33 protein-coding genes are annotated in these 25,230 nt (G+C 73.8%); 17 read left to right on the forward strand and 16 right to left on the reverse strand.

Annotation, left to right across the window (positions count from 1 at the left end):
* Positions 1-17: 17 nt before the first annotated feature.
* The 6 genes from ACPYOM_RS07835 to ACPYOM_RS07860 form a co-directional block, all read right to left on the reverse strand.
* A complete protein-coding gene (locus ACPYOM_RS07835; RefSeq protein WP_481343914.1) occupies positions 18-398 on the reverse strand; it encodes a DUF805 domain-containing protein in 381 nt (126 codons plus the stop codon).
* A 163-nt stretch (positions 399-561) separates the two neighbouring features.
* A complete protein-coding gene (locus ACPYOM_RS07840; RefSeq protein ID WP_481345527.1) occupies positions 562-2,271 on the reverse strand; it encodes a phospholipase C in 1,710 nt (569 codons plus the stop codon).
* 211 nt (positions 2,272-2,482) lie between these two features.
* Entirely contained in the window at positions 2,483-3,097 is a 615-nt protein-coding gene (locus ACPYOM_RS07845) for a response regulator transcription factor (protein WP_481341493.1), read from the reverse strand.
* On the reverse strand, positions 3,094-4,188 hold the full coding sequence (locus ACPYOM_RS07850) for a sensor histidine kinase (protein ID WP_481345528.1): 1,095 nt from the start codon (positions 4,186-4,188) through the stop codon (positions 3,094-3,096). The genes ACPYOM_RS07845 and ACPYOM_RS07850 overlap by 4 nt, the downstream gene beginning before the upstream one ends.
* Positions 4,185-4,931, reverse strand: coding sequence for an ABC transporter permease (locus ACPYOM_RS07855; RefSeq protein WP_481345529.1), 747 nt, complete (start codon positions 4,929-4,931; stop codon positions 4,185-4,187). The genes ACPYOM_RS07850 and ACPYOM_RS07855 overlap by 4 nt, the downstream gene beginning before the upstream one ends.
* Positions 4,928-5,938, reverse strand: coding sequence for an ABC transporter ATP-binding protein (locus ACPYOM_RS07860; RefSeq protein WP_481345530.1), 1,011 nt, complete (start codon positions 5,936-5,938; stop codon positions 4,928-4,930). Before ACPYOM_RS07860 ends, ACPYOM_RS07855 begins: the two co-directional genes overlap by 4 nt.
* A gap of 142 nt (positions 5,939-6,080) precedes the next feature.
* Here ACPYOM_RS07860 and ACPYOM_RS07865 point away from each other — a divergent pair, with 142 nt between their 5' ends.
* Genes ACPYOM_RS07865 through ACPYOM_RS07880 form a run of 4 tightly spaced genes read left to right on the forward strand, consistent with a single transcriptional unit; the run spans position 6,081 to position 9,148 of the window.
* Positions 6,081-6,425, forward strand: a complete 345-nt coding sequence (locus ACPYOM_RS07865) for a lycopene cyclase domain-containing protein (protein ID WP_481345531.1) — start codon at positions 6,081-6,083, stop codon at positions 6,423-6,425.
* On the forward strand, positions 6,418-6,756 hold the full coding sequence (locus ACPYOM_RS07870) for a lycopene cyclase domain-containing protein (RefSeq protein WP_481345532.1): 339 nt from the start codon (positions 6,418-6,420) through the stop codon (positions 6,754-6,756). Before ACPYOM_RS07865 ends, ACPYOM_RS07870 begins: the two co-directional genes overlap by 8 nt.
* The gene (locus ACPYOM_RS07875) at positions 6,741-7,520 is read left to right on the forward strand and encodes a class I SAM-dependent methyltransferase (RefSeq protein WP_481345533.1); all 780 of its coding nucleotides are present in this window, start codon (positions 6,741-6,743) and stop codon (positions 7,518-7,520) included. The genes ACPYOM_RS07870 and ACPYOM_RS07875 overlap by 16 nt, the downstream gene beginning before the upstream one ends.
* The gene (locus ACPYOM_RS07880) at positions 7,517-9,148 is read left to right on the forward strand and encodes an FAD-dependent oxidoreductase (RefSeq protein WP_481345534.1); all 1,632 of its coding nucleotides are present in this window, start codon (positions 7,517-7,519) and stop codon (positions 9,146-9,148) included. The genes ACPYOM_RS07875 and ACPYOM_RS07880 overlap by 4 nt, the downstream gene beginning before the upstream one ends.
* Here the strand turns inward: ACPYOM_RS07880 and ACPYOM_RS07885 are convergent.
* Genes ACPYOM_RS07885 through idi form a run of 5 tightly spaced genes read right to left on the reverse strand, consistent with a single transcriptional unit; the run spans position 9,142 to position 14,408 of the window.
* Entirely contained in the window at positions 9,142-10,170 is a 1,029-nt protein-coding gene (locus ACPYOM_RS07885) for a Rieske (2Fe-2S) protein (RefSeq protein ID WP_481345535.1), read from the reverse strand. The two genes, ACPYOM_RS07880 and ACPYOM_RS07885, sit on opposite strands and share 7 nt — an antisense overlap.
* Entirely contained in the window at positions 10,167-11,096 is a 930-nt protein-coding gene (locus tag ACPYOM_RS07890) for a phytoene/squalene synthase family protein (RefSeq protein WP_481345536.1), read from the reverse strand. Before ACPYOM_RS07890 ends, ACPYOM_RS07885 begins: the two co-directional genes overlap by 4 nt.
* A complete protein-coding gene (gene crtI, locus ACPYOM_RS07895) occupies positions 11,093-12,619 on the reverse strand; it encodes a phytoene desaturase family protein (RefSeq protein WP_481345537.1) in 1,527 nt (508 codons plus the stop codon). The genes ACPYOM_RS07890 and crtI overlap by 4 nt, the downstream gene beginning before the upstream one ends.
* Positions 12,616-13,701: a polyprenyl synthetase family protein gene (locus ACPYOM_RS07900; protein WP_481345538.1), complete on the reverse strand. Its 1,086-nt coding sequence runs from the start codon at positions 13,699-13,701 to the stop codon at positions 12,616-12,618. Before ACPYOM_RS07900 ends, crtI begins: the two co-directional genes overlap by 4 nt.
* A 14-nt stretch (positions 13,702-13,715) precedes the next feature.
* A complete protein-coding gene (idi, locus tag ACPYOM_RS07905) occupies positions 13,716-14,408 on the reverse strand; it encodes an isopentenyl-diphosphate Delta-isomerase (protein ID WP_481345539.1) in 693 nt (230 codons plus the stop codon).
* A gap of 103 nt (positions 14,409-14,511) precedes the next feature.
* Here idi and ACPYOM_RS07910 point away from each other — a divergent pair, with 103 nt between their 5' ends.
* On the forward strand, positions 14,512-14,955 hold the full coding sequence (locus ACPYOM_RS07910; protein ID WP_481341480.1) for an SRPBCC family protein: 444 nt from the start codon (positions 14,512-14,514) through the stop codon (positions 14,953-14,955).
* A gap of 40 nt (positions 14,956-14,995) precedes the next feature.
* Positions 14,996-15,688 (forward strand): MBL fold metallo-hydrolase, encoded by a 693-nt coding sequence (locus tag ACPYOM_RS07915; RefSeq protein WP_481341479.1) that lies wholly within the window; start codon positions 14,996-14,998, stop codon positions 15,686-15,688.
* Positions 15,689-15,712: 24 nt separating this feature from the next.
* On the opposite strand, the gene ACPYOM_RS07920 is transcribed toward ACPYOM_RS07915, so the two are convergent.
* On the reverse strand, positions 15,713-16,729 hold the full coding sequence (locus ACPYOM_RS07920) for an LLM class flavin-dependent oxidoreductase (protein ID WP_481345540.1): 1,017 nt from the start codon (positions 16,727-16,729) through the stop codon (positions 15,713-15,715).
* A gap of 66 nt (positions 16,730-16,795) precedes the next feature.
* The gene (locus ACPYOM_RS07925; protein WP_481345541.1) at positions 16,796-17,248 is read right to left on the reverse strand and encodes a winged helix-turn-helix transcriptional regulator; all 453 of its coding nucleotides are present in this window, start codon (positions 17,246-17,248) and stop codon (positions 16,796-16,798) included.
* Positions 17,249-17,336: 88 nt separating this feature from the next.
* Between ACPYOM_RS07925 and ACPYOM_RS07930 the strand changes: the two genes are divergently transcribed.
* The 8 genes from ACPYOM_RS07930 to ACPYOM_RS07965 all read left to right on the forward strand — a co-directional run bounded on the left by ACPYOM_RS07930 (position 17,337) and on the right by ACPYOM_RS07965 (position 21,948).
* Positions 17,337-17,930, forward strand: a complete 594-nt coding sequence (locus ACPYOM_RS07930; protein WP_481341476.1) for a dihydrofolate reductase family protein — start codon at positions 17,337-17,339, stop codon at positions 17,928-17,930.
* On the forward strand, positions 17,927-18,316 hold the full coding sequence (locus ACPYOM_RS07935; protein ID WP_481345542.1) for a TIGR03618 family F420-dependent PPOX class oxidoreductase: 390 nt from the start codon (positions 17,927-17,929) through the stop codon (positions 18,314-18,316). The genes ACPYOM_RS07930 and ACPYOM_RS07935 overlap by 4 nt, the downstream gene beginning before the upstream one ends.
* Before the next feature lie 155 nt (positions 18,317-18,471).
* The gene (locus ACPYOM_RS07940) at positions 18,472-18,714 is read left to right on the forward strand and encodes a DUF1272 domain-containing protein (RefSeq protein WP_481341473.1); all 243 of its coding nucleotides are present in this window, start codon (positions 18,472-18,474) and stop codon (positions 18,712-18,714) included.
* A gap of 26 nt (positions 18,715-18,740) precedes the next feature.
* Entirely contained in the window at positions 18,741-19,286 is a 546-nt protein-coding gene (locus ACPYOM_RS07945; RefSeq protein ID WP_481345543.1) for a DUF1990 family protein, read from the forward strand.
* Positions 19,287-19,331: 45 nt separating this feature from the next.
* A complete protein-coding gene (locus tag ACPYOM_RS07950; protein ID WP_481341471.1) occupies positions 19,332-19,754 on the forward strand; it encodes a hypothetical protein in 423 nt (140 codons plus the stop codon).
* Between the two features lie 58 nt (positions 19,755-19,812).
* Positions 19,813-20,466 carry a VWA domain-containing protein gene (locus tag ACPYOM_RS07955; RefSeq protein WP_481345544.1) on the forward strand — a complete coding sequence of 218 codons (654 nt, stop codon included), beginning with the start codon at positions 19,813-19,815 and terminating at the stop codon, positions 20,464-20,466.
* A 23-nt stretch (positions 20,467-20,489) separates the two neighbouring features.
* A complete protein-coding gene (locus ACPYOM_RS07960; RefSeq protein ID WP_481341469.1) occupies positions 20,490-20,963 on the forward strand; it encodes a hypothetical protein in 474 nt (157 codons plus the stop codon).
* A gap of 34 nt (positions 20,964-20,997) precedes the next feature.
* A complete protein-coding gene (locus ACPYOM_RS07965) occupies positions 20,998-21,948 on the forward strand; it encodes a phosphotransferase enzyme family protein (RefSeq protein WP_481345545.1) in 951 nt (316 codons plus the stop codon).
* Here the strand turns inward: ACPYOM_RS07965 and ACPYOM_RS07970 are convergent.
* The 3 genes from ACPYOM_RS07970 to ACPYOM_RS07980 all read right to left on the reverse strand — a co-directional run bounded on the left by ACPYOM_RS07970 (position 21,941) and on the right by ACPYOM_RS07980 (position 23,682).
* Positions 21,941-22,549 (reverse strand): FG-GAP repeat domain-containing protein, encoded by a 609-nt coding sequence (locus tag ACPYOM_RS07970; RefSeq protein ID WP_481345546.1) that lies wholly within the window; start codon positions 22,547-22,549, stop codon positions 21,941-21,943. The genes ACPYOM_RS07965 and ACPYOM_RS07970 overlap by 8 nt on opposite strands.
* A 26-nt stretch (positions 22,550-22,575) precedes the next feature.
* A complete protein-coding gene (locus tag ACPYOM_RS07975) occupies positions 22,576-22,797 on the reverse strand; it encodes a hypothetical protein (RefSeq protein ID WP_481345547.1) in 222 nt (73 codons plus the stop codon).
* Between the two features lie 75 nt (positions 22,798-22,872).
* Positions 22,873-23,682 carry a hypothetical protein gene (locus ACPYOM_RS07980; RefSeq protein ID WP_481345548.1) on the reverse strand — a complete coding sequence of 270 codons (810 nt, stop codon included), beginning with the start codon at positions 23,680-23,682 and terminating at the stop codon, positions 22,873-22,875.
* Between the two features lie 119 nt (positions 23,683-23,801).
* Here ACPYOM_RS07980 and ACPYOM_RS07985 point away from each other — a divergent pair, with 119 nt between their 5' ends.
* The 3 genes from ACPYOM_RS07985 to ACPYOM_RS07995 are packed head-to-tail and all read left to right on the forward strand — an operon-like array spanning position 23,802 to position 25,145.
* On the forward strand, positions 23,802-24,257 hold the full coding sequence (locus ACPYOM_RS07985) for a helix-turn-helix transcriptional regulator (RefSeq protein WP_481345549.1): 456 nt from the start codon (positions 23,802-23,804) through the stop codon (positions 24,255-24,257).
* 10 nt (positions 24,258-24,267) lie between these two features.
* Positions 24,268-24,678: a VOC family protein gene (locus tag ACPYOM_RS07990; protein WP_481341465.1), complete on the forward strand. Its 411-nt coding sequence runs from the start codon at positions 24,268-24,270 to the stop codon at positions 24,676-24,678.
* A complete protein-coding gene (locus ACPYOM_RS07995; RefSeq protein WP_481345555.1) occupies positions 24,675-25,145 on the forward strand; it encodes a pyridoxamine 5'-phosphate oxidase family protein in 471 nt (156 codons plus the stop codon). Before ACPYOM_RS07990 ends, ACPYOM_RS07995 begins: the two co-directional genes overlap by 4 nt.
* The last annotated feature ends 85 nt before the right edge of the window (positions 25,146-25,230 follow it).

Consider the following 25,230-nt stretch of genomic DNA (forward strand, 5'->3'; position numbering starts at 1 on the left):
GTTCGTGCGGTGACGCGTCAGGCGGTCGCCGGGGCGGCGCCGGACTCGATGCCCTTGGGGTCCGCGCCGTACTGGTTGGCGCCGCGGTTGCCCTCGGTGGCGAAGAAGACGATGAGGACGATGGCGCCGACGAACGGGACCAGCCCGATGAGCAGCCACCAGCCCGTGCGGTTGGTGTCGTGCAGGCGCCGGATGCCGACGGCGATGCTCGGCAGCAGCACGGCGAGCAGGTACAGGACGTACAGCACGTAGAAGATCGACGAGTGGGTGGCCGAGTAGAGGACGTTGAGGATGCCGCCGATGATGACGTTGAACAGCGTGAACATCCAGTACTCGGTGCGGCGGGCGCGGCCCGAGAACCCGACGTAGTTCTTGAGCACCTTGGTGTACCAGTCCATGAGTGAGACTCCCTGTGGATTCAGTGGAGCGCAGGATCGCGCGAGCGGACTCTAGCGTCGGCGACCCGCCCCGGAGCGCGTTCCCGGGCACGGGGCCGGACACGAATCGGTCACGGCTTGGTGGCTGCCGTGTGTCCGTCTCGCGTCCGGCACCGTCGCGGCGTCAGTCGTGCGAGGAGCCGTGGACCGACTCCACGGACGCGATCGTGCCGTCCGTCGGGTCGAGCAGGACCTTCGGGGCCTTGGCGTTCGGGAAGTGGAACAGGTGCTCGAGCGACCCGGCCCGGGCGTCGGCGGAGTGGTCGCCGATGAGGCCGGTGCTCCAGTTGTCCTCGATGAACCGCAGGATCGAGGCCTGGTCGGTCTGGGTGTGGTCCACGAAGTTGGTCCGTGCGTACGGCGACACGACGAGGAGCGGCTGGCGCGGGCCGGGACCGCACCGGTCCAGGTAGCCGCCCTCGACGGGGACCCCGGCCGCCGCGGCGTCGATGCACCAGGCCGCGTCGTCGGTGCCGTCGGACGCGTTGGTCAGCCGCGCGGCGACGTGGTCGTACCAGCCGTCCGAGTCGTCGTAGGCGAGGATGACCGCGGTGTCCTTCCAGTTCGGGGACTGCTCGATCGCGTTGACCTCCCGGATGACGAAGCGCTGCTCGTCGACGGGGTCGGAGTAGTCCGCGTGCCCGTCCTGGTAGTTCGCGGCCTTGAGGAAGCTGACGGCCGGCAGCCGGTCCGTGCCGACGACCTGGTCGAAGTCGGCGAGGTCGTACTGGTGGTTGGCGCGCCCGTCGTGGCCGATCTCGGCGACCGACGCCGGCGCGAGGTGGTGCGGGTTGGCCGTCGACGCGTAGTACTGGAACGGCTCGTGGTGCGGGTTGTAGTCGGTCGAGCTGAGGCCCGCGGCGTTGGTGTGCGTGGCGAGGCAGGCGGCCGGCGTGCCGGTGGTGGGGTCGTAGGGCGTGGTGGGTCGGAAGCCGCCCTGGAACCAGCCCCAGCTGACGCCCTTGGCGCCGAGCAGGTCACCGACGTTCCGGTTCGAGGCCTGCATGCCGGCGAGCGTGTTCCTCGTCGTGTGGCTGGCGTTCGAGCAGTCGTCGTAGACGGGGTCGGGGTCGTTGATCATCGTGCCGACGCCGTTCGCGTCGGGGAAGCGGACCGTGTAGTCGCTCGAGGTGGGCAGGACCGGCGTGGGGTGGGCCGGGTCGCTCGCAGCCGTGTACTCGCGCACCCCGTGCGTCTGCCCCGACACGAGGTTGATGGCGCCGGGTGAGCTGGGTCCGAAGGTGGTGCTGTACGAGCTGTCGCTCATCGCGTACTTCTGCGCGTAGTTCCACAGGGCCGTCACGGTGTTGCCGTCGTAGTAGTCCATGGTCAGGCCCGGGGACGCGAAGTGTCCCGGCTTGCAGGCGTCACGGCTGACGAACTCGACGAACTTGTCCATGGCTCCGCCGTCGTAGGCGCGCTGCTCGTTCCGGTACGTGTGGTCCTGGTCGCACGTGACGGCCTGGCCCGGGGTGAGGCGCATGGGCTGGTCGGCGTTCGGGTTGTTCGGCGCGAGCAGGCCGTCGTGCGCGAGCGTGGCGATGTCGCGCGGGGTGTTCGGCGCGGCCGTGAAGGCGGGTGCGGGGGTCGAGGTGCCCTGGAGGGTCTCGCCGGGCAGGTTGGCGGCATGCGGGTAGGTCGCGAAGTAGTGGTCGAAGGAGATGTTCTCCCCGAAGATGACGACGACGTGCTTGATCGGCGTCGAGGTGCCGGTGCCGTGCGTCGCCGCCGCGGCGGTGGCACCGGCGACCGGGACGCTGCCGAGGGCGAACGCGGACGCCGCGAGGGCGGTCATCGCGCCGCCGGCGACGGCCAGGCGGGTGGGTCTGTACATGCGGTGGGTCTCCTTGGACGACAGGCTGTGCCGGATGACGAGCCGGTCGGCGAGCCCGGTCGCCGTTCGACGCTACCGGCGCGCCGCCACCCGCGGGAGGTTGTGCGATGCCCCCGTTGGCCCTGTTCGGCAACTGTTTCCAGGCAGCGGAACTGCGCTTTGCCGTTCTCCCAGTTCAGGGACATCGAGCCCGCAGGTTGCTCCCAGACTCCTACAGCCAGCCGCGGTCCTGCGCGACGCGGGCGGCCTCGGCGCGCGTCGAGGTGCCGGTCTTGCCGATGGCCGAGGACAGGTGGTTGCGGACCGTGCCGGGCGACAGGTGGACGAGCCCGGCGATCGAGGCGACGGTGCCGCCGCGCAGGGCGACGGTGAGGACCTCGCGCTCGCGTTCCGTCAGCGGGTTGGCGCCGTCGACGAGCGACTCGGTGGCGAGGGACGGGTCGACGACGCGCAGCCCTGCGTGGACGCGTCGCACCGCCTCGGCGAGCTGGCGCGCGGGCGTGTCCTTGACGACGAAGCCGGAGGCCCCGGCCTCGAGGGCACGTCGCAGGTAGCCGGGCCGTCCGAACGTCGTGACGACGAGCGTCCGGACCCCGGGCAGCGCGTCGCGCACCGCGGCCGCGGCCGCGATGCCGTCCCGGCCCGGCATCTCGATGTCGAGGAGGCACACCTGCGCGCCCGACGCGCGTGCGGCGTCGACGACCTCGTCGCCGCGCCCGACCTCGGCGACGACCTCGAGGTCGGTCTCGAGCGCGAGCAGGGCGGCGAGCGCCCCACGGACGAGGGCCTGGTCGTCGGCGAGCAGCACCTTGATCGGGTCGCTCACAGCGTCACCTCCAGCACGGTCCCGTGTCCTTCCGGTCCGGTGGCCAGCGAGAGCCGGCCGCCGGCCGCCCCGACCCTCTCACGGATGCCGCGCAGGCCGTTGCCCTCGGGCCGGTCCTCGAGGCCGCGGCCGTCGTCGCGGACGGTGAGCCGGTTGGTGTCGAGCTCGACCCAGCACTCGTCGGCGTCGCTGTGGCGCACGACGTTGGTCGTGGCCTCCCGCAGGACCCACGCGAGCACGACGCGGTGGCGCGGGTCGACGACGGCGTGGTCGGCAGGGACGTGGCCCTCGATACCGGCGCCCGCGAGCGCAGCTCTGGCCGAGGCGAGCTCGGCGTCGAGGCGTGCCGCCCGGAGCCCACCGACGGTGGCGCGGATCTCGGCGAGGGCCTGGCGACTCAACGCCTGGATCTCGGCGAGCTCGGCGCGGGCTCGGGCCGGGTCGAGGTCGACGAGCCGCTCGGCGAGCTCGGCCTTGACGGTGACGACGGTGAGCGAGTGGCCGAGGACGTCGTGCACGTCGCGGGCGACGCGCTCGCGCTCCTCGACGAGGGCCAGCTCGCGCGACATCGCCTCGTAGGCACGGCCGCGGTCGCTCATGAGCCGGATGCCGGCCGTCATCGCGCTGACGGCGAACACGATGGCGACGACGACCCAGGCGCCCTCGTCGGGCTCGACGAGCACCGCGACGAGGACCGAGCCCACGACGGCGACGACGGCGATGCCGAGCGACCACAGCAGCGGGAGCGCGAACATCGCGAACGAGACGACGAACGGCACGAAGCTGAGGCTGTCGGTGCCGATGATCGCCAGCGTCCCGAGCGTGCAGACCACGAGCCCGGCCAGGTACAGGGCCCCCACGCCGTACTGCGGCCGGCACGCCTTCCGGAGCACGTCGAGGTGGCGTGAGCCCGTCGCGTAGAGCGCGCCGAAGACCACGGTGAGGACGAGGCCCACGACGCGCTGCCACCACGGCCCGTCCGCGGAGACGATGGCGAAGACGGGGAAGAGGAGGAAGACGAGCCACACCGACTGGACGACCCAGCCCCACCGCTCCCACGGGTTGTGGTCCGGCGAGGGCGAGGTGGTCACTGGCGCTCCCGGCCACGCCGGACGAACCACGTCGCCAGGGCGCCGAGGACCAGCGTCCACCCGACGACGTTCGCGACAGGCAGCCACAGCGGGTCGCGCGACCCGTCGGTCAGCCAGCCCTCGGTCAGGGGGTAGCGGGCCAGCGCCGCGTACCCGTAGAGCGGCGTGAGCTTGGCGAAGGCGAGGAGTCCACCCGACAGCGGCACGAACAGGTTGCCGAGGAAGGCGAGCACGACGATCGAGCCCGATGCCGCCCCGACCGACGCCTCGGACTGGAACGCGGTACCCATGAGGAGACCGTAGACGGCGAAGACCGCCGAGCCGACGAGCGTCAGGAGGGCACTCAGCAGCCAGGCCGTGGCGGAGCCGTGGGCGCCGGTGGCGGCCCCGAGGAGGTACGTGAGAGCCACCGGGATCGCCGCCACCGACATCGCGACGAGCGCCTTGCCGGCGATGTAGGAGGAGTCGGCCAGCGGCGTCAGCCCGATCTGGCGCCCCCAGCCCTGGACCCGCTCGACGGCGGCGTTGGCGCTGATGCTCGTCGTGGCGGTGACGGCGCCGTAGGCGGCCATGGTGATCATGACGTACATCGCGACGTTGCCGTTGCCGATGTCGGCGCCCTTGGCGTCGACGGTGGCCCCGAAGATGAGGTAGAAGAAGGCGGGCAGGACCGCCGTGAAGAACATCGAGCTCCAGTTGCGCGTGATGCGCCGGAGGTCGAGCAGGACGAAGGTGGCGTTCATCGGACGAGCTCCTGCAGATGGTCGGTGGGGGTCGTGGTGAGCGGGGCGGTCTCCGGTCCGGTGCCGCCGGTCAGGGTCATGAAGGCCTCTTCGAGCCCGGCACTGGTGATCTCCAGGTCGCCGGCACCGAGCTCGACGAGGAGCACGCGGGCGACGGCGTCGGAGTCGGCCGCCGAGACGACGACCCGGTTGCCGCGCTCGACCACCGAGCGGACGCCCTCGAGGGCGCGCAGCCGCTCGACCGAGGGGGCCAGCATCGACGCCGGCAGCGCCGCGGACACCGTGCGCCCGGTGGCGCGAGCGCGGATCTCGGCGGTCGTGCCGTCGGCGACGACCCGTCCGCCGGCGACGAGGACGATCCGGTCGGCGAAGGCGTCGGCCTCCTCGAGGTAGTGCGTCGCGAAGACGACGGTGCGGCCGGCGTCGGCGTCGGCGTGCATGGTGTCCCAGAAGTCGCGGCGGGCCGTGACGTCCATGCCGGCGGTGGGCTCGTCGAGGACGAGCAGGCGCGGGTCGGGCAGCAGCGCCAGGGCGAAACGCAGCCGCTGCTGCTCGCCGCCGGAGCACTTCGAGACGCGCCGGTCGGCGATCGCCGTCAGGCCGGCGCGCCCGATGACCTCCTCGACGGGCGCGTGAGCCGCGTACGTCGAGGCGATCATCCGGACCGTCTCGCGGACCGTGAGGTCGCGCAGCAGGCCACCGGTCTGCAGCACCGCCGAGACCTGGCCCGAGACGACGGCCGCGCGGGGACGGCGGCCGAAGACCTCGACGGTGCCGCTCGTCGGCTCGGTGAGGCCCAGGACCATGTCGAGGGTCGTCGTCTTGCCGGCACCGTTCGGGCCGAGGAACGCGACCACCTCGCCCTGTCCGATGCGCAGGTCGAGGCCGTCGACGGCCCGGACCTCGGAGTCGGCGCCTCGGCGTGGGGCGAAGACCTTGACGAGGGAGCGCAGCTCGATGGCTGCGGGGTCCGGGTCATCGCCCGGGGACCACATCGCTGATGTCATGCCATCACTGTCGTGCCCGGCACCCCTCGCGCGCAGCGGCAGTCGTCACGAACCGTCCATGACAGGTGTCACGAGCATCGTGGACCGATGGGCGCGGCGGGGTCGCTGGGTACGGTGACGGCACGGCGTCGATCGGAGCCCCTTGGACCGCTACCAGTACCTCCTCCTCATGGCCGGCTGCCTCGCGGTGACCCTGCCGCTGGAGTTCGTCCTTCGCGCCCGGGTGTACCGCCGGCCGGTCCTGCTCGTCATGGCTCTCGTGCCGGTCGTCGTCGTCTTCTCGGCGTGGGACCTCCTCGGCATCCACCGGGGCCACTGGAGCTACAACCCGGCCTACGTCACCGGCATCGACCTGCCCGGTGGGATGCCACTCGAGGAGCTCGTCTTCTTCGTCGTCGTGCCGGTCTGCGGTCTGCTGACGTACGAGGCGGTCGGGCGGGTGCTGTCCGTGCTGCGACACCGCGTGGGTCGGGCGCGCGATGCCTGAGTACACCGTCCTCGCCGTCGCCGCGGTGCTCGCGACCGTCGCGCTCGAGCGCTGGTCCGGCACGCGGGTCTTCGCGCGGGCGCAGTTCTGGCTCGCCATGGCGATCGTCTTCGCGTTCCAGGTGCTCGTCGACGGCTGGCTGACCAAGCTGTCCGCGCCCATCGTGCTCTACGCGCCGGGACAGCACCTCGGCCTCCGCTGGCCCTGGGACGTCCCCGTCGAGGACTACCTCTTCGGGTTCGCCCTCGTCGCGGGCACCATCGTGCTGTGGGAACGGGCCAAGCGGTCCCGCGCCCGTGCGGAGGAGGAGGACCCGTGGGTGCAGCGGTGACCCGGCCCGACGTCCCCGAGGCCTTCGACGCCGTCGCGGACCGGTACGACCTCATGGTCGGCCTCAGCCCCGGCTACCACCGCCAGCTGCGCTCGTCCGCCGGGCACCTCGTCCGCGGCGCGCGCGACGGACGCGGCCGGTCCGGATCGTCCCCCGAGGCGGCCGGACCCCTCCGGCTGCTCGACCTCGGGTGCGGGTCGGGGGCCTCGACGCGGGCGGTCGTCGACGCGCTCGGGTCGGCCCAGGCGTCGCTCCTCGGCGTCGACGGGTCCGAGGGCATGCTGGAGGTCGCCCGGGCCAAGAGGTGGCCCTCGTGGGTGCGGTTCGCGCGGGGGCGGGCCGAGGAGCTCGCGTCGCAGCCCGAGCTCACGACGGCGCGTGAGGAGGGCGGCCTCGACGGCGTCCTCGCCGCCTACCTCGTGCGCAACGTGCCCGACCGTGACGCCCTGCTGCGGTCGGTGCGCGACGTGCTGCGGCCCGGCGGGGTCCTCGTCGTGCACGACTACTCCGTGCGCGGCCGGCCCGTGTCGACGCTCGTGTGGACCGCCGTCTGCTGGACCGTCGTCGTGCCGCTCGGCTGGCTCACCTCGCGGCACACGGCGATCTACCGCTACCTCTGGCGCAGCGTCCTCGACATGGACTCCACGGCACAGCTCGAGGAGCGGCTGCGTCGGGCCGGGTTCGAGCAGGTCGCGACGCACCCCGTCCCCGGCTGGCAGCGCGGCACGGTGCACACCGTCGTCGGCCGGCGACCCCGGCGATGACGGCGCGCGCCCGGCGCGGCCCGGGGCCCCGGAGCACGTGGGGACCGTGGCCCCCCTGGGGGCCCGGGCACCCGTGGCGGCCCGGCCTCGACCGGCGCGCCGAGCTGCACCGTGCGGCCTCGGCCTCCCCGGCGCCGCAAGGCCGCCCGGGGCGGGTCCTCGTCGTCGGTGGCGGGATCGCCGGCCTCGCCGCCGCCACCGGGCTCGCCGAGCGCGGGGTCGAGGTCGTGCTCGTCGAGCGCGAGGCGACGCTGGGGGGCCGGGTGCGCTCGTGGCCGGTGGGCACCGGTGCCGGTGACGCGGCCGGCGGCGACACGCTGACGATGAGCCGCGGGTTCCACGCCTTCTTCCGGCAGTACTACAACCTGCGCAGCCTGCTCCGGCGGGCCGACCCGGGGCTCGAGCGGCTCGTGCCCGTGCCCGACTACCCGCTGACCCTCGCCGACGGTCCGACCGACTCGTTCGCCCGGATCCCCCGGACGCCGCCGCTGTCGATCGCCGCCTTCGTGGCGCGCAGCCCGAGCTTCCCCCTGTCGGCCCTGCGACGCGTCGACGTCGGGGCGGCCCTGGGCCTGCTCGACGTCCGGTTCCCGCAGACGTACTCCGAGCTCGACGGACGCAGCGCCGCCGACGTGCTCGACGAGCTGCGCTTCCCGGACGAGGCCCGGCACCTGGCCCTCGAGGTCTTCGCCCGCAGCTTCTTCGCCGACCCGCGGGACTTCTCCGGCGGCGAGCTCGTCGCGATGTTCCACACGTACTTCACCGGCTCGGCCGAGGGCCTGCTCTTCGACGTGCCCGACGACGACTACGACACCGCGCTGTGGGGCCCGCTCGCCGGCTACCTCCGGCGGCTCGGCGTCGACGTGCGTACGGGCACCTCGGTGACGCGGCTCGACGACGATGGCGGCGCCGTCCGGGCCCAGCTCGACGACGGCGCGTCGCTCGTCGCGGACGCCGTCGTGCTCGCGGTCGACCGGGCCGCGCTCCAGCGTCTCGCCGGTGCCGCGTGGCTGGGCGACGGCCCCTGGCGTGACGCCGTGTCCCGCCAGCGGTCGGCCCCGGCGTTCGCGGTGTGGCGTCGCTGGCTGGATCGACCTGCGGCAGAAGGCAGTCCGCTGTTCCTCGGCACGAGCGGCTACGGCCCCCTCGACAACGTCACGTTCGTCGACCGCATGGAGGCCGGCGCGTCAGCGTGGGCGCGCCGGACCGGAGGGTGCGTCGTCGAGCTGCACGCCTACGCCTTGCCGCCCGGCACGCGGGAGGGCGACCTGCGCGCCGAGCTGGGACGCCAGCTGGACCGGCTGCACCCCGAGCTGTCGGGCGCGGCGGCGCTGCACGAGGAGTGGCTGCTGGCCGACGACTGCCCGCTGGCGGGGACCGACCCGTGGGCGTCCCGTCCCGGCGTCCTGACCCCCGACCCCAGGGTCGTGCTCGCGGGTGACGGCGTCCGCTGCGACCTGCCCGTCGCCCTCATGGAACGCGCGGCGACGACGGGCTGGCTCGCCGCCAACGCCCTGCTCGCGGCGCGCGGACTGCCCGGGCACGACCTCTGGTCGGTGCCGACGCGGGGGCTGGGACAGCCCGTCGTCCACCGGCTCCGCCGCGCGCTCGCGGCGAGGCGTCAGTAGCCGTAGGTCTCCCCGCGGTCGCGCAGCAGCCACCGGCGCTCGGCGTAGGCCATGTCGTCGACCCACAGCCGGCGGGCCGTCGCGGCGACCGCCGGGCGCAGCAGGGCGGCCGCACGCCGGGCCACGGCGAACCCCGGCCGGTCCGAGTGCGCGATCGTCGCCTCGGTCATGACGGTCGTCGGCACGCCCGAACGGTCGCGTCCGACGAGGGTGGCATGGGTCTCGACGACGCTGCCCGCGCCCTCTCCCTCCACGATCGTCATGACGATGGACCGGGCGTCGGGACAGGTGAACTCGGCGCGCACCGGGACCGCATGCCGGCGCGTCACGCGGAAGGCGACGTCGACGACGAGGCGGTCGTCGGCGGACGCGTCGTCGTCGACGGTGAGGTGGCTGAAGGCGTACGGGTGGTACCACGTGCCGTGCCAGGGGTCGAGGCGGTTGGCGACGACGTCGGCCGGCTCGCACGCGCCGCGCACCGCGACGACGGTCGCGAACGACCGCGCCGCCGGAGGGCGCACGGGCAGGGCCGGGGCGTCGGTGGCCTCCTCGCCCTCGGTCGGCAGCCGGACCCACAGCAGCACGCCGTCGTCGAGCGCGGGCAGGGTGAGCCAGTCCCGGCGCACCCCGGGACCGAGCGCGAGCCCGTGCCACCGGCAGTACACGCGGTCGTGCATGACCTCGCAGTCGTCGAGCAGGGCACCGAGGTGCGGACAGGCACCCGGCCCGGCGAGCAGCGTCCCGTCGGCGGACCGCCACAGCACGACCTCGCGGCCCGCGACCGTCCGGGTCAGCGACCGCGTCGACCCGACGTCGGCCGACGCGCCGACGACGTGCCACCCCCCGGGGTCGCGACCCTGGGCGTCGAGGATGGAGCGGTGGATCCGCGACGGGCGCGCCTTTCGCCACGTGCCGGCGAGGAGGTCGCGTGGCTCCTCCGGGAGCACGCGCAGGGGGTTGGCGGGTCGACGCGGCGAGGGCTGGGTGGCGTCGGGGCCGGTGCGCAGGGTGCGGAACGTCATGGGGTGACCGCCGATCGCCGGGTCGGGCCGAGGGTGGGGCCCAGGGTGGGCCCGAGGACGAGGATGCGCGTCGACAGGGCCGCCTTGTGCCACGTGGGCACCCGCGCGCGGCCCGTGAAGACGTCGTAGTCGCGGGCTTCGATCCGGTCGAGGATGCGCGCGTAGAGGGTGCGGGCCGCCGCGACGCACCGTGCCGAGGACGGCGGCAGCATCGGGATGCCGGCGTCGGCCAGCCGGTAGAGCTCGCGGTTGCGGGCGATCTCGAAGCGCATCAGCTCGCGCCACGCCGGTGACACGGCGCGCTCGTGCGGGTCGGCGCCGAAGCGACGCAGGTCCTCCCGAGGCACGTAGACGCGGCCGCGGTCGAGGTCCTCGCCGACGTCGCGCAGGAAGTTCGTCAGCTGGAAGGCCAGCCCGAGGGACCGGGCGGGGGCCAGCGCCGCCACGTCGCGCGGCCGCAGCACGGGCAGCATCATCTCGCCGATGACGGCGGCCGAGCCGTCCATGTAGGCGAGCAGGTCCTCCCACGTCTCGTACGTCGACCGGGTGAGGTCCTGGGCCATGGCGGCGAAGAAGCGCTCGAAGCACTCGTCCGCGATGCGGCAGACGTGGACGCTGTGCCGGATCGCGGCGAGGACGGGGTCGTCCGTCGGCTCGCCGCGCACGACCGCGCGGAACCGGTCGGCGAACTCGGCCAGCCGGGTCGTCGTGGCGGCGACCCGGTCGCCGCCGGTGGCGCCCGGGTCGTCGACGATGTCGTCGGCGAGCCGGCACAGGGTGTACACGGCATGGACGTGACGACGCCGTTCGGGCGGGAGCAGCAGCGTGCCCCAGTAGTAGGTCGTGCCGTGCTCGCGGGTGACGCGGGCGCACCGGCGGTAGCCCTCGACGAGCAGCGCGTCGGCGGGACGCGACGCCGCAGTCATCGCGCTGCCCCGGCCCGGCTGGCTCGCCGGGGGCGGCCGCCAGGTGCGCCGGCGCGCGGCGGCAGGTACGCGTCGACCCGCTGCGCCGCGAGCTTGCCGCTGACGAGCACCATCGGCACGCCGACGCCCGGAACCGTCCCCGACCCGGCGAACACGAGGCCCGGCACGCGTCGTTCGACGTTCGAGGGCCGGAACGGCCCGGTCTGCATGAAGGTGTGGGCCAGGGCGAACGGCGTGCCGAGGTGCATCCCGAGGCGCTGCCAGTCCAGCGGCGTGACGAGCTCCTCCGTGACGACGTCGCTCGGGTACCCGGCCGACTCGAGGAAGCGCAGCAGGCGCTCACGCGCCGGGCCCCGCTCGCGCCGCCAGTCGATCGGCGCCGACAGGTTCGGCACCGGCTCGAGGACGTAGAGCACCGAGTCGCCTTCCGGCGCCAGGCCCGGCTCGGTGACGGTCGGGACGGTGACGAGGCGCGAGGGGTCCGGCATGAGCCGACCGTCGTCGACCAGGGCCCGGAACGCACCGTCCCAGTCGGCCCCGAAGTGGATGTTGTGGTGCCCGACGCCCGGGGCGGGTTGCCCGTGCGCCCCGACGTGCCAGACGACGGCGGACGGCGAGTACGTCCCCGTCCGGGTGACCCGCGGCGCTCGCAGCTCAGGGAGCAGCCGCTCGTACGCCATGGGCAGGTCGAGGGTGCAGACGACGGCGTCGGCGGTGATGCGCTCGCCGGACTCGAGCTCGACGCCCGCCACCGCGCCACGGCGGTCGAGGACGAGCCGTGACACGGCGGCGCCGAACCGCAGGTCCGCCCCCGCGCGCGACGCCGCGTCCGCCAGTGCTGCCGGCACCGCGTCCATGCCGCCCCGGGGCCAGTACACGCCCTCGACGGTGTCCATGTACGTGATCACCGCGTAGAGGGCGAGGGCGCTCTCCGGCGACAGCCCGGCGTACAGGGCCTGGAAAGAGAAGAGCCGGTGCAGCCGCTCGTCGCGGAACCGTTCGCGCACGACCGGTCCGAGGCGGCGGAAGGCCCCGAGCCGGACGAGCTCGAGCGCGGCGCGGGGCGAGGCGAGCAGGTCAAGCGGCGAGTCGAAGTTGGCGTCGATGAAGTGCAGCATCTCGACGCGGTAGAGCCGCCGCAGCCACGCGACGAAGTCGACGAAGGCCGCCGCGTCACGCGGCCCGCACATGGCGGCGATCTCCTCGCGCATCGCCTCGACGCCGTGGCGCACGAGGATCCGGCTCCCGTCGGCGAAGCACGCACGGTAGGCGGGGTCGAGGCGCCGCATCGGCAGGGCGTCCTCGATCGAGCTGCCGGCCGCGGCGAGCGCGTCGCCGACGAGGCCCGGCATCGTCAGCACGGTCGGGCCCGTGTCGAACGTGAACCCGTCGCGCACGAGCCGGAGCCCGCGTCCGCCCGGGGCGTCGTGGCGCTCGACGACGGTGACCTCGTGGCCCCGCCCGAGGAGGTGGCAGGCGGCGGACAGCCCCGAGAGCCCGGCGCCGATGACGACGACGCTCACGAGTCCCTCCAGGCGATCGACGCTGCGACCTCGCGCAGCCCGGCCGCCGCGTCCGCGTCCAGCGACGCGTCGTCGAGGGCCGCGAACGCCTGCTCCACCTCGGCACGGATGCGGTCCTCGACGCGGGCCAGCACGCCCGCCTCGCGCATCAGCTGCTGGACGACGGGCACGTCGTCGGGGGTGATGGAGCCCGCGTCGCCGAGGTAACGGGAGACGACGTCGGCGGGCAGGAGCCGCATCGCCTCGGCGAGCAGGACGGTCGGCTTGGCCGACAGGAGGTCGTCCCCGACGGGTTTGCCCGTGCGGCGAGGATCGCCCCAGACGCCGAGGACGTCGTCGCGCAGGGCGAACGCCTCGCCGAGGTGTGCCCCGAAGGTCGACAGCGCGGCGACGGGCTCGGGCCTCGCCCCGGCGGCGAGCGCGCCGAGCTCGAGCGGCCGCTGCACCGTGTAGGCCCCCGACTTGAGCCGGGCCACGAGCCGGGCGCGTCCGAGGTCGCGGCTGCGCCCGGCAGCACCGGTGACGTCGAGCAGCTGGCCCTGCACGAGCTCGTGCAGCATGTCGGCCCAGGCGTGCCGGACCCGGGCACCGACGCCCGCGACGAGCGCCCAGGCCTCGCTCAGGGCCAGGTCGCCGAAGAGGATGGCGACGCTGTCGCCGAAGAGGACGGGGTCGCCGAGCGCGCCGGCGCCGGCATGGGCCTTGGCCGCCTCGACGTGCACGGCGACCCGGCCCCGGCGGGTGTCCGACCGGTCCATGACGTCGTCGTGGACGAGCGCGAAGAGGTGGACGAGCTCGAGCGCGGCGCAGGTGGCGACGAGGTCGTCGCGGGTCGTGGTCGAGCCGCCCGCGGCCGTCCATCCCCAGTGGCACAGCACCGGACGCAGGCGCTTGCCGCCCGGCGGGGACAACCACGCGAGCAGCACCTCCGGCAGGTCCTCGTGCAGGACCGGCACGGCCTCCGGCGACCGGCCGCGCCACTGCTCGGACAGCCGAGCACAGACGTCCGCGAGGAGCGCGTCGGCGGCAGCGAGGGTGCGGGCGACGTCGGCTGGCGCGACGTCGGTGCGGGTCGGCGACACCCTCCCACCCTCGGTCACGGGAGGGCCCCGGGCAAGGGTGCTGTCGAGGGTTGCCGGCCGCTCGAGGTCGACGCGTCCGGAGCCGTCACGCCGCTGGTCCGGGCCGGGACGTGCGGGGGCCGCAACGCCGGCGGCAGCCGGCGGGCGTCACCGCGCCACGACGCCGGCGGGCCGAGGTCGGCGAGTCGTACGACCTGCTCGACGCACCACGGCGACACCGTGCGTCGGCCCGCGACAACCTCGTCCGCGAACTCCCGCCACGGCACCCACTCCCACTCCTCGACCTCGCCGGCCAGGGGAGCGAGGGGCACGTCGGCCTCGACCCGGACCGTCGTCACCGGGCACAGCTCGAGCTCGACGACGCCGCCCGTCTCCGCGCGGTACCGGAAGTCGGGCAGGACGACCGTCACGGGACCGACCTCGAGGCCCAGCTCGTGGGACGCCCGCCGTCGCACGGCCGCGGCGAGCGGCTCAGCCGGCAATGGGTGGCCGCAGAACGAGTTGGTCCACACCCCGGGGAAGGTCTGCTTCGACGTGGCCCGGCGCGTGACGAGGAGGCGGTCGTCCGCGTCGAGGACGTAGCAGGAGAACCCGAGGTGCAGCGGGGTGTCGGCGTGGTGCACGTCGCGCTTGGGGGCCGACCCGACGGGCTCACCTCGCTCGTCGAGCAGGACGACGCACTCCAACCCCACAGCACGTCCTCCCATCGGATCACGACAGGCCTTCAGTACCCGCGGGGGCCTGCCGGGTCACATCCTGCCTGCGGCGCAACCTCGGGCGGTCCGCTCCGTCGTGGGCCACACTGGCGGCATGGCCCGGTTCGAGGTGACCATCGACTCGCCACTGCCCGCCCCCGAGGCCTGGCGACGCGTCCTCGACCTGCGGACGCACGGTGCCGTCATCCCCCTGACGACCGTCTCCGGCGAGGTGCTGGAGCCGACCCGGCTGAGGGCGGGTGCGCGCTTCGTGGCCCGCACGGGGCTCGGTCCGATCGGGTTCGACGACCCCATGGTCATCGAGAGCTACGCGCCGCCCACTGCGCACGACCCCGGCATCGCGCGCATCCGCAAGGAGGGCAACGTCGTCACCGGACGGATCACGCTGCGCGTCACCCCGAGCGCCACGGGCAGCGTCGTCGGCTGGCGGCAGCGGATCCGTGTTCGGGGTGTGCCGGACGTGTTCGGGCCGGTCGTCGCGCGAGTGGCCGAGGCGGCGTACCGGCGGGCCCTCGAGGAGCTGCTGCGCCGCTCCTGACGAGCGGCGCTCGAGGACATCTCCTCCTAGGGTGGGGGCCATGCGCGTGGACGACGTCGTGCGGGTCGGGCTCGGCACCTTCGTGCGTCCACCGGAGGAGACGGGAACGGGCAGCCCGCGGGTCGAGGCCGTGTACGGCTACCTCGCCCGGACGCCGGCGGGGCTGCTGCTCCTCGACACCGGGCTCGGCGCGGCGGACGCCGAGACCGACGCGTGGTACCGGCCGCGCCGCGTGCACGTGGCCGACGCGCTCGCCACGGTCGGCGTCCGGGTCGACGACGTCGCCATCGTCGTCAACTGCCACCTGCACTTCGACCACGTCGGCGGCAACCCGATGTTCGCGGGCCGACCGATCCACTGTCAGCGACGCGAGCTCGAGACGGCCCGCGCCGGCGACTACACCGTCGATGCCCTCGTCGACTTCGAGGGCGCCCGCTACGAGCTGCTCGACGGCGAGGCCGAGATCGCTCCCGGCGTGCACGTCGTGCCGACGCCGGGGCACGTCGACGGGCACCAGTCGGTCCTCCTGCGCTGCGACGACGGCACCGTGGTCCTCGCCGGTCAGGCCCACGACACGGCCTCGGCCTGGTCGGCCGACGCGCTCGCCGCGCAGGCCGCCACGCTCGGGCACGAACCCCCTCTGCCGGAGCCGAGCCCGTGGATGGCGCGCATCCTCGAGCTCGACCCGCGGCGCGTCGTCTTCGCCCACGACGCCGCCGTCTGGGAGCCCTGACGAGGAGCTCGACGCGGATCTACCTCAGCGCCAACCGAGTCCGGGCGCCACGTGCGTCAGCACGCTTTCGATGACGTGTGCGTTGTAGTCGACGCCGAGCTGGTTCGGCACGGTCAGCAGCAACGTGTCGGCTGCCGCGATCGCCTCGTCCTCGGCGAGGTCGCGGACGAGCTGCTCCGGCTCGCCGGCGTACGTCTTGCCGAACCGTGCCGTGCCGCCGTCGATGACCCCGACCTGGTCGCGGCTGGCCGACTCGCGGCCGAAGTAGGCACGGTCCAGGTCGCTGACGATGGGGAACACGCTGCGGCTCACCGAGACCCGCGGCTCGCGCTCGTGACCGGCCGCCTTCCACGCGTCGCGGAAGCGCTGGATCTGCTCGGCCTGCAGCTGGTGGAACGGCACCCCGGTGTCCTCGGTGAGCAGCGTCGAGCTCATGAGGTTCATGCCCTGCTGGGCGGTCCACTCGGCCGTGGCCCGGCTGCCGGCACCCCACCAGATGCGCTCGCGCAGCCCCTCGGAGTGTGGCTCGACGCGCAGCAGGCCCGGCGGGTTGGGGAACATCGGACGCGGGTTCGGCTCGGCGAAACCCTTGCCGGACAGGACGTCGAGGAAGATCTCGGTGTGCCGGCGCGCCATCGCGGCGTGGTCGCCGCCCTCGGGCTCGTGGCCGAAGTAGCGGAACCCGTCGACCACCTGCTCGGGTGAGCCGCGGCTGATGCCGAGCTGGAGCCGGCCGCCGGCGATGAGGTCGGCCGCGCCGGCGTCCTCGGCCATGTAGAGCGGGTTCTCGTAGCGCATGTCGATGACGCCCGTGCCGATCTCGATGCGGCTCGTGCGGGCACCGACCGCCGCGAGGAGCGGGAACGGCGAGGCGAGCTGGCGGGCGAAGTGGTGGACCCGGAAGTAGGCGCCGTCGGCGCCGAGCTCCTCGGCGGCCACCGCGAGGTCGATCGACTGGAGCAGCGCGTCGGACGCCGACCGCGTCTGCGAGTGCGGCGTCGGGCTCCAGTGGCCGAAGGACAGAAAGCCGATCTTCTTCACGTGCCGTCCAACGCGTGGGAGGCGCAAAGCCTTCCACGCCGCCCGGACCGTCTCGGCGTCGGCGCGTCAGGCTGCGCTTCCGGGTCCGGGGAGCACGTCGACGTCGCGGGCGTGCATCGCCTCCCCGCAGTGCGCACAGCGCAGGTCGACGCTGCTGACCTCGCCGCAGGCGTGGTGCCGGTAGAGGACCGGGGGGCCCGCTGTCCCGGCGAACCACCGGTCCCCCCAACCCACCATGACCATGAGCAGGTCGACGAGCTCCACGCCCTTGTCGGTGAGGACGTACTCGTACCGGGGACGCCGGTCGTACGGCCGGCGCTCGAGGACGCCGTGCTCGACGAGGTGGTTGAGTCGCTCGGTCAGGACCTTGCGCGAGATGCCGAGGTCGGCCTGGAGCTGCTCGAAGCGGGTGAGCCCCACCCACACGTCGCGCAGGACGAGCGGCGACCAGGGCTCGCCGATGACGTCGAGGGTGCGCGCGATGGAGCAGGCCATCTCGCCGAAGTTCGTCCGCTGCATCCTGCCAACCTAGCAGTTGGGGTTCCCTCAAGGAACTTTGTCTGCTACGGTCGTGGAGTCTCCTGAAGGAACTCGAAAGGACAGCGACATGACCAAGGTCCTCGTGGCACTCTCGGTCTCGGTCGACGGCTACATCACCGGGCGCGACCCCGGCACCGGGCGCGGGCTCGGCGACGGCACCCGCCTCTTCGACTGGTACGTCGACGGCGACACCCGGAGCACCGTCTTCGACGGGTTCTCACTGACCGAGCCCAGCCGCCGCGTCTTCGATGCCGCCGCCGCCCGCGTCGGCGTCTCGCTCGTCGGGCGCAACACGTACGACGACTCGGGCTGGGCAGCGGGCGGCGCCCCGCACCCCACCGCACCGATGGTCGTGGTCAGCCACCGGCCGCTGCCCGCCGACCACGAGCGCCAGACGCTCGTCACCACCGGGATCGCGGACGCCGTGACGGTCGCGCGCCGGCTCGCCGGGGACAAGGACGTCGCCGTCATGGGCGGTGGGGTCGCGACGGCGGCACTCGCCGCCGGCCTCGTCGACGAGGTGATCCTGCACCAGGTGCCGGTCCTGCTCGGGGCGGGGCGCCGCCTCTTCGGTGAGCTGCCCACGCACGTCGACCTGAGGCTGCTGGAGGCCGTCGCCGCCCCCGGCGTGACCCACCTGCACTACGCGGTGTCCCGATGAGCGCGCTCGAGCCCGAGGTACGCCGGGCTCTCGAGGCCGCACCGATCGCACACCTGGCGACGGTCCTGCCCGACGGCGGGCCCCACGTCACCCCGGTCTTCGTCGGCACGCAGGGCGACGCGGTCGTCGTCTTCACCGGGCCGGACTCGCGCAAGGCCCGCAACCTGCGCCGCGACGCCCGGGTCGCGCTGTCCGTGGCACCGGCGGACGACGCCTTCACCCCGGTCGCCATCCGGGGCCGGGTCGTCGAGTGGCTCGAGGGTGACGAGGCGTGGACGATCATCGACCGGCTCGCCGTCGCCTACACGGGCCAGCCGTACGATCGGCGCCTGCGCCGCGTCGTCGCGCTCATCGAGGTCGAGCGCCAGACCGTCGGCGTCCACTGACCGGGGGGTTCGAGGCCCCTTCGCTACGTCACTGCTCACTCAGAGTGAGCAGTGACGTAGCGAGGGAGGGACCACCGCCGCCCCGGTGGCCCTGTGGCCCGGTGGCCCGGCGGCCCGACGCCATCGGCGCCGGTCCTCGCTGCGAGACTGCCGACATGCTGGAGCTGCGACCGAACTGCGAGTGCTGCGACGTCGACCTGCCACCCGAGTCGACCGAGGCGATGATCTGCACCTACGAGTGCACCTGGTGCGCGCGGTGCGTCGACGCCTGCCTGGGTGGGACGTGTCCGAACTGCGGCGGTGACCTCCAGCCCCGACCGCACCGCCCCTCAGCCGGGCTCGAGACGCATCCGGCGTCGACCCGCCGCGTCGTCCAGCCCGGGCTGCACCGCGGCTGACCGCAACCCGCGGGGGAGGATGGGGCATGGCCGTCCGGTCGCTGTCCGAGGAGCGCGCAGCCGCCCTGCGGGCTGCCGACCTCACCTACCCGCGGGACGTGGTCGTCGCCGACCGGCCACCACCGGGCTACCACGCCCTCGAGGTCTCGCGGTGCCTGCGGCGTCGGGACTTCGACGCCGCGGTCACGGACCTCATGGGATGGCGGGTTCACGACCGGGCCGGCCTGCGCGTGCGGGCGTCGGAGCCGTTCGCGGAGCTCGACTCCGTCGTCGAGCTGCGCCTGGGAGCGGGTTGGCTCGGCATCCGGATCCCCTGCCGGGTCGTCGAGGTCTTCGACGAACCCGGGAAGCGCGGTTTCGCGTACGGCACGCTGCCCGGGCACCCCGAGAGGGGCGAGGAGCGGTTCGTCCTCGAACGGCACGCCGATGGCAGCCTCCGGTTCACCGTCTCCGCGGTCTCCCGGCCCGGCTCCTCCGCGGCGAGACTGGGCGGCCCCGTGGCGCGGGCGGGTCAACGGTGGATGGCGCGGCGCTACGTCGCGGCCCTCGACCGCCTGCAGTCGGTCGGCTAGCCCCAGCTCTTGCGGTGCCGCAGTAACTGCGCCTACCGTGGGTGAATGAGCGACGACCGGCGCCCACCCCTGCCCATGGAGACGGAGCAGGCCCTGCGCACGACCATCGAGGCCGCGCGCGAGGCGCTCGACCGCACCGACGCGTCCCGACCCCTCGAGGCCCTGCCCCTGCTGCGGGCCGCGCAGGAGCACCTGACCGCCGCCGTCGACGAGGCGATGGCCGCGGTGCTCGTCGCGGAGGGCGGCACCATCCGGACGGCCGGCGCACTCGCCGGCCTGTCCGAGAACGCCGTGGGCCCCCGCCTGGCCCGCACGCACCTGCTCGGCGCGTACGGGTCCGAGGCCGGCCGCGTCACCGCCGCGGGCGTCGAGCGCGCCCGCTACGACCTCGAGGAGGGACGCCATCGTCCCGCCCCCGACGCGTCCGCCCGCCCGCTGCGGTTCCGCGCCCGCCGCAGCACCGACTGAGGGGACCACCCGACCACCCGACCACCCGACCACCCGACATCGAGCCGAGGAGCCCGCCATGACGAACCCGACCCTCACGCACCTCTACTTCCTGCTCGACCGCAGCGGGTCGATGCAGTCGATCAAGGACGACACCGAGGGCGGATTCGACGCGTTCATCGCCGAGCAGCGCGCCCAGCCGGGCGAGTGCCGGGTCACCCTGGCGCAGTTCGACGACCGGTACGAGGAGGTCTACCGCGACGTGCCGGTGGCCGACGTGCCGTCGCTGCGGCTCCAGCCGCGCGGCTCGACGGCGCTGCTCGACTCCATCGGGCGGCTGCTCGGCGAGGCCGGCGAGCGGCTCGCGGCGCTCCCGGACGACCAGCGTCCCGGCGTCGTCATCGTCGGGATCATGACCGACGGGCACGAGAACTCCTCGCGCGAGCTGACCCACGCCCAGGTCAAGGCCCTCATCGAGCGGCAGACGTCCGAGTACTCGTGGCAGTTCCTCTACATGGGCGCGGACCAGGACGCCATCGAGGTCGGCTCGAGCATCGGCGTGGCGGCCACCCACTCGATGACCTACGGCCGCGGGCGGGTGGCCGCCGCGATGGCCGCGACGTCGCGCAACATCGGGCTGACCCGGTCGGCCGTCGCGGCGGGCGCCTCGGCCAAGGAGGCGGGTCTCCACCTGGCCTTCGACGAGGAGCAGCGTCGCGCCGCCACCGAGTGAGCCGCCGGAGGTACGTTGAGCGCATGAGCGACGCCGGCGACCGGCCCGACCGCACCACGGCCGTGTGGGACGAGCAGTTCACCGTGCCGGTGCCCGCCGGACCGGCGGCCCCACCCGCGCCGCCCAACCCGTACGCCGGCCGCCCGGCCTGGCCGGCGGACCCGGCGCGTCCTGCAGCCCGCACGGCAGACCCGACCGCCGACCCGCTCCTCGAGCAGCTCGGCGTGGCCCTGTTCTGGATCGCGGTCGGCTGGTGGGTGTTCGTCCTGCTCCGGGTGCTCGGGGAGTTCACCCGGCACGGCATGACCGACACGATCCTCATCCGCACCATCGACGACGGCCCGGAGGAGACCGTCGTGGCCGCCGTCCTGTCCGTGCTCGCTGCTGTCCTGCTGCTGCTCGGTCGAGGCCGTGGTGGGCGCACGCCGCTCGGCTGGTCCTCGCTCGGGCTGGCGGTGGCCACGGTGTCGGTCGCGGTCTGGCGACTCGTCCCCTGACCGTCCGACCGGCCTGCGACACAGGGGGATCGCCATGATCGAGGGCTCCGAGGGTGACGCCATCGCGGCAGCGTTCGGGCTCGCGCGTGCTGGCGAGCCCGTCACCCTGAACGGCCCGGTGGCCCGCGGACGGCTCGGCTGCGTCTGGCGGCTCGACGCCGGGGCGCGCTCGTTCGCCGTCAAGGAGTGGTATGCCGCGCCCAGGCTCAACGACGTCGGTCGGGACGCCGAGTTCGTCGACGCCGCAAGGGCACTCGGCGTCCGCACACCCGAGGTGCTGCGCACCACGGACGGTCGGGTGGCCGCCGAGGTGGCGGGCACCGTGGTGCGTGTCTTCGAGTGGGTCGGCCTGCGTCCGAGGACGCGCTCGCTCGACCCGGGCGCGGTCGGGCGGACCGTCGCGCTCCTGCATCGGGCGGCACGGCGCACCGAGGACCCGGTGGACAACTGGTTCGCCACCGGAGCCGGTGAGCAGAGCTGGCGCGACCTCGCCCGACGCGTCGCCGACGCGGGCGCCCCGTTCGCCGGTGAGCTGCACGCGCTCCTCGACGACCTCGTCGCCGTCGAGCGGGTCATCGAGCCGCACGAGGCGCCACGGGTCTGCCACCGGGACCTCTGGGCCGACAACGTGCTCGCGACGACCGACGGCGACGTCTGCGTCATCGACTTCGAGAACCTCGGCCCGGCCGACCCGAGCCAGGAGCTGGCCATGGTGCTGTTCGAGTTCGGCGCCGACGACCCGACCCGGGCCCGCCTGCTGCACGACGCCTACCGCGCGGCCGGTGGCCCCGGCAGGGTCACGCGTCGGGGCCACTTCTCGATGCTCGTGGCCGAGCAGGCGCACATCGGACAGCTGGCGTGCTCGCGGTGGGTCGGGGCCGGTGAAGGGCCCGAGCGCGACCGCCTCGCAGCGTGGTTCCTCGAGATCCCCGAGGACCCCGTGACCCTCGCCCGGATCGACCGGATCCTCGCCGCCGTCAGCTGATCGACGTCGTGAGCGGGTGGCCGGCGTTGGTCAGGCTGCGGCTCGTGAACCCGCCGCGGCCGTTGCCCGGGTAGAGCCAGAGCCGTCCCGCGGTGTCGAGTGCGAGCAGGTCGGCCCTGCCGTCGCGGTCGAGGTCACGCCCGGTGAGCAGCGTGCGCATCGGTCCCCAACCGGTGCCGACCCGCACCGGCGCGGCCAGGCCACCGTTGCCCTTGCCGGCGTAGAACCACAGGGTGCCGTCGGGCCGGACGACGTGGAGGTCGGCGAGCCCGTCGCCGTTCGCGTCACCGAGCGTCACGATGAGCCGCGCAGAGCGGAAGGCACTCGTGGCAACGACCTTGCCCGCGGCCAGGCCCTGCCTACCGCGGCCGGCGTAGAACACGAGCTCGCCGGTGGAACGCCGCGCGAAGAGGTCGGCCGAGCGGTCGCCGGTGAAGTCGCCGCCGGCGACGAGCAGGTTCATCGCGTTCCAGCCGCTCGCGCCGATCCGGACCCGGTTGCGCACGAACGGGTAGAGCCAGAGAGCTCCCTTCGAGTCGCGGGCCAGGAGGTCGTCGCGCCCGTCGTCGTCGAGGTCCCCGGCGAGCGAGATCATGCTCATCGACCGGGTCGGCAGGTACGACGTGCTCAGGGGTTCGCCGAAGGAGAAGAGCCGGGCCGGCCCCGGTTCAGCCAGAGGTCGGGCATCCCCGGCCAGAACTCCCCCAGGTCTCGCAGCGCGTCGTTGCCGAGCAGGGACACGAGCGCAGGAACGCCCGGGACGGTGAGCTTCGACGACCAGAACGTCTGCGACAGGTAGCCCGGGCTCGAGCAACGCGTCCGCACCTGCAGCGTCGTTCCGCGCTCCATCGTGTGGACGTAGTGGTACTGCCCAGTCTCGCCGTAGAGGGCCGCGCCGTCGCGGTACCACTGTGTGGTCGCACGTCAGCTCGGGACGACGGTCGGGTCGCCCGGGTACCAGGAGGTCGGTCGCACCTCGACGGCGAGCGTCTGGCCGGAGGCGCCGGAGCCCGTGGCGGCGTAGGCCGCCTTCACCACGCCCACCGGTGGCGTCGGTGCAGCCGCCCACGTGCTGCCGGCCCCGGTGGCTGCCTGGTGCGAAACCACCGCGACGCCGAGCGTCTGACCTTCATCTGCCGCGACCCGGGCGTGCACCCAGGGGTCGACGCCGGGGTCGGCGGGGATCGGAGTGCCCGACCGCGACCACTGGTACGAGACCGAGACCGTGCCGAGCTCCGCGTCGAAGGTGGCGGGCAGCTGCGGCGAGTACCAGACGAACCGGCGGTCGGTGGCGTCGTACTGCAAGCCACCGACCAGCCATCGGGTGGCGACCACGGGCGCGCTGTTCTCGGTCTCGGTGGCCCCGCCCGGGGCGGTGGCCGTGATGCTGAGACCGATCGTGCGCCCGAACTTGGCCCGTCCGATGGGCGTCTGGGCGACGTTCGCGGTGGTGGTGGTTCGGGCCAGCTCGCCCGTCTCGTCCGACCACACGTAGGTGTACGACGTGCCCGCCGGGGTGTCGGGCTGCGGGACGACCGCCCCCGTCGCCTGCGCGTCGAGAACGACGTACAGCTTGACGCTGGAGATGAGGTCGGCGGTGTCCGCGGCATCGGCGACCGGGGCGGGCACCACCAGGGCGAGGACGGCGGCCACCATCGCGGCGCGGCGCCACCGGATGCGCCGTTGCGTCCCGCCGGCGCGGTGGTGGGCAGGGCGCGGTGCGGACGAGCTCATGTGGTTCCCCTGTCGGACGAGCCAGGTCCGGCACCGGCGGTTCGCACTCTAGGACCAGGCGGACTGCTCCGGGGCGGTACAGCCCCGACGCGTCGGCGCCGAGATGCGAGGATCGGTCCGTGACCAGGGGTTCGGGAGCACGGACGGACGACGAGCAGCGGCGACGCGACCTCGCGCTGCTGCGACGCGTACGGGACCGCATCGACCGCGAGTACGCGCAGCCGCTCGACGTCGAGGCGCTGGCCCGCGGGGTCAACGTGTCGGCCGGCCACCTGAGCCGCCAGTTCAAGCTGGCCTACGGCGAGTCGCCGTACCAGTACCTCATGACGCGCCGCATCGAGCGGGCCATGGCGCTGCTGCGCCGCGGCGACCTCAGCGTGACCGAGGTGTGCTTCGAGGTCGGCTGCTCCTCGCTCGGCACGTTCAGCACCCGGTTCACCGAGCTCGTCGGGGTCCCACCGAGCGTCTACCGGCAGGAGCAGGCAGGCGCCACTGACGGCCTCGTCCCGTGCGTCGCCAAGCAGGTGACGCGACCGGTCAGGAATCGAGAAGCATCCGCGTCGCCGCGGGCCTAGCGTGGGCGCCATGGACCTCAGCATTCACTCGAGCTTCCTCCCACAGGACGACCCCGACGCCGCCATCGCCTTCTACCGCGACGCGCTCGGCTTCGAGGTGCGCATGGACGTCGGTCACGCCGGCATGCGGTGGATCACCGTCGGCCCGCCCGGCCAGCCCGGCACGTCGGTCGTGCTCTACCCGCCCGAGGCGACGCCCGGCCTCACCGACGACGAGCGGCGCACCATCGGCGACATGATGGCCAAGGGCACCTACGGCTCGCTCCTGCTCGCCACGCCCGACCTCGACGAGGCGTTCGCGAAGATCGAGGCGACCGGTGCCGAGGTCGTGCAGGAGCCGACCGACCAGCCCTACGGCGTTCGCGACTCGGCCTTCCGCGACCCGGCGGGCAACCTCGTCCGGATCCAGGAGCGACGCTGAGCGCGCCGGAGTCGGCGGCGCCCGCCCGGGACCGGGCCACGCGCGTCGCCGACACCCGTCGCCGGCTCGAGCAGGACGTCGACCTCTGGGTCGCCACGGCCGACGCCGGTGGTGGCGTGCCGGGGCTCGTGCCGCTGTCCTTCGACTGGGACGGCACCGAGATCATGGTCGTGACGCCGGTCGGCTCCCCGTGCGGGCGCAACCTGCGCGAGACCGGCCGGGCCCGCTTGGGAATCGGGGAGTTCCGCGATGTCGTCATGGTCGACGCGTCGGCCCGCGAGGTGTCGACCGACGACGTCCCCGAGGAGCAGTGGCAGCGGTACATCGTCCGCACCGACTGGGACCCGCGCACCGAGCGACCGGACTACGCGGTGTACCTCCTGCGCCCGGAGCGCATCCAGGCCTGGCGCGAGGCGAACGAGATCCCCGGTCGCACCCTGATGCGCGACGGCGTCTGGCTGGCCTGACCGGAGGGTCCCGAGCGGGAGCGTTGACGGACCTTCGCCGGTCCGACGCGGCCGGTCCGTGCTCAGCAGGTGGGTGCCGGCGCGC

It is taken from the genome of Monashia sp. HAY1-2A, assembly GCF_056755315.1.

Coding starts and splice junctions, on each gene's coding strand:
- ACPYOM_RS07880 (WP_481345534.1), top strand. CDS start 7,517: ATGACGGCGCGCGCCCGGCGCGGCCCGGGGCCCCGGAGCACGTGGGGA.
- ACPYOM_RS07915 (WP_481341479.1), top strand. CDS start 14,996: ATGCGCGTGGACGACGTCGTGCGGGTCGGGCTCGGCACCTTCGTGCGT.
- ACPYOM_RS07910 (WP_481341480.1), top strand. CDS start 14,512: ATGGCCCGGTTCGAGGTGACCATCGACTCGCCACTGCCCGCCCCCGAG.
- ACPYOM_RS07930 (WP_481341476.1), top strand. CDS start 17,337: ATGACCAAGGTCCTCGTGGCACTCTCGGTCTCGGTCGACGGCTACATC.
- ACPYOM_RS07970 (WP_481345546.1), bottom strand. CDS start 22,549: ATGAGCATGATCTCGCTCGCCGGGGACCTCGACGACGACGGGCGCGAC.
- ACPYOM_RS07870 (WP_481345532.1), top strand. CDS start 6,418: ATGCCTGAGTACACCGTCCTCGCCGTCGCCGCGGTGCTCGCGACCGTC.
- ACPYOM_RS07965 (WP_481345545.1), top strand. CDS start 20,998: ATGATCGAGGGCTCCGAGGGTGACGCCATCGCGGCAGCGTTCGGGCTC.
- idi (WP_481345539.1), bottom strand. CDS start 14,408: ATGGGAGGACGTGCTGTGGGGTTGGAGTGCGTCGTCCTGCTCGACGAG.
- ACPYOM_RS07890 (WP_481345536.1), bottom strand. CDS start 11,096: ATGACTGCGGCGTCGCGTCCCGCCGACGCGCTGCTCGTCGAGGGCTAC.
- ACPYOM_RS07960 (WP_481341469.1), top strand. CDS start 20,490: ATGAGCGACGCCGGCGACCGGCCCGACCGCACCACGGCCGTGTGGGAC.
- ACPYOM_RS07945 (WP_481345543.1), top strand. CDS start 18,741: ATGGCCGTCCGGTCGCTGTCCGAGGAGCGCGCAGCCGCCCTGCGGGCT.
- ACPYOM_RS07990 (WP_481341465.1), top strand. CDS start 24,268: ATGGACCTCAGCATTCACTCGAGCTTCCTCCCACAGGACGACCCCGAC.
- ACPYOM_RS07885 (WP_481345535.1), bottom strand. CDS start 10,170: ATGACGTTCCGCACCCTGCGCACCGGCCCCGACGCCACCCAGCCCTCG.
- ACPYOM_RS07855 (WP_481345529.1), bottom strand. CDS start 4,931: ATGAACGCCACCTTCGTCCTGCTCGACCTCCGGCGCATCACGCGCAAC.
- ACPYOM_RS07860 (WP_481345530.1), bottom strand. CDS start 5,938: ATGACATCAGCGATGTGGTCCCCGGGCGATGACCCGGACCCCGCAGCC.
- ACPYOM_RS07950 (WP_481341471.1), top strand. CDS start 19,332: ATGAGCGACGACCGGCGCCCACCCCTGCCCATGGAGACGGAGCAGGCC.
- ACPYOM_RS07835 (WP_481343914.1), bottom strand. CDS start 398: ATGGACTGGTACACCAAGGTGCTCAAGAACTACGTCGGGTTCTCGGGC.
- ACPYOM_RS07980 (WP_481345548.1), bottom strand. CDS start 23,682: ATGAGCTCGTCCGCACCGCGCCCTGCCCACCACCGCGCCGGCGGGACG.
- ACPYOM_RS07840 (WP_481345527.1), bottom strand. CDS start 2,271: ATGTACAGACCCACCCGCCTGGCCGTCGCCGGCGGCGCGATGACCGCC.
- ACPYOM_RS07955 (WP_481345544.1), top strand. CDS start 19,813: ATGACGAACCCGACCCTCACGCACCTCTACTTCCTGCTCGACCGCAGC.
- ACPYOM_RS07935 (WP_481345542.1), top strand. CDS start 17,927: ATGAGCGCGCTCGAGCCCGAGGTACGCCGGGCTCTCGAGGCCGCACCG.
- ACPYOM_RS07925 (WP_481345541.1), bottom strand. CDS start 17,248: ATGCAGCGGACGAACTTCGGCGAGATGGCCTGCTCCATCGCGCGCACC.
- ACPYOM_RS07940 (WP_481341473.1), top strand. CDS start 18,472: ATGCTGGAGCTGCGACCGAACTGCGAGTGCTGCGACGTCGACCTGCCA.
- ACPYOM_RS07975 (WP_481345547.1), bottom strand. CDS start 22,797: ATGGAGCGCGGAACGACGCTGCAGGTGCGGACGCGTTGCTCGAGCCCG.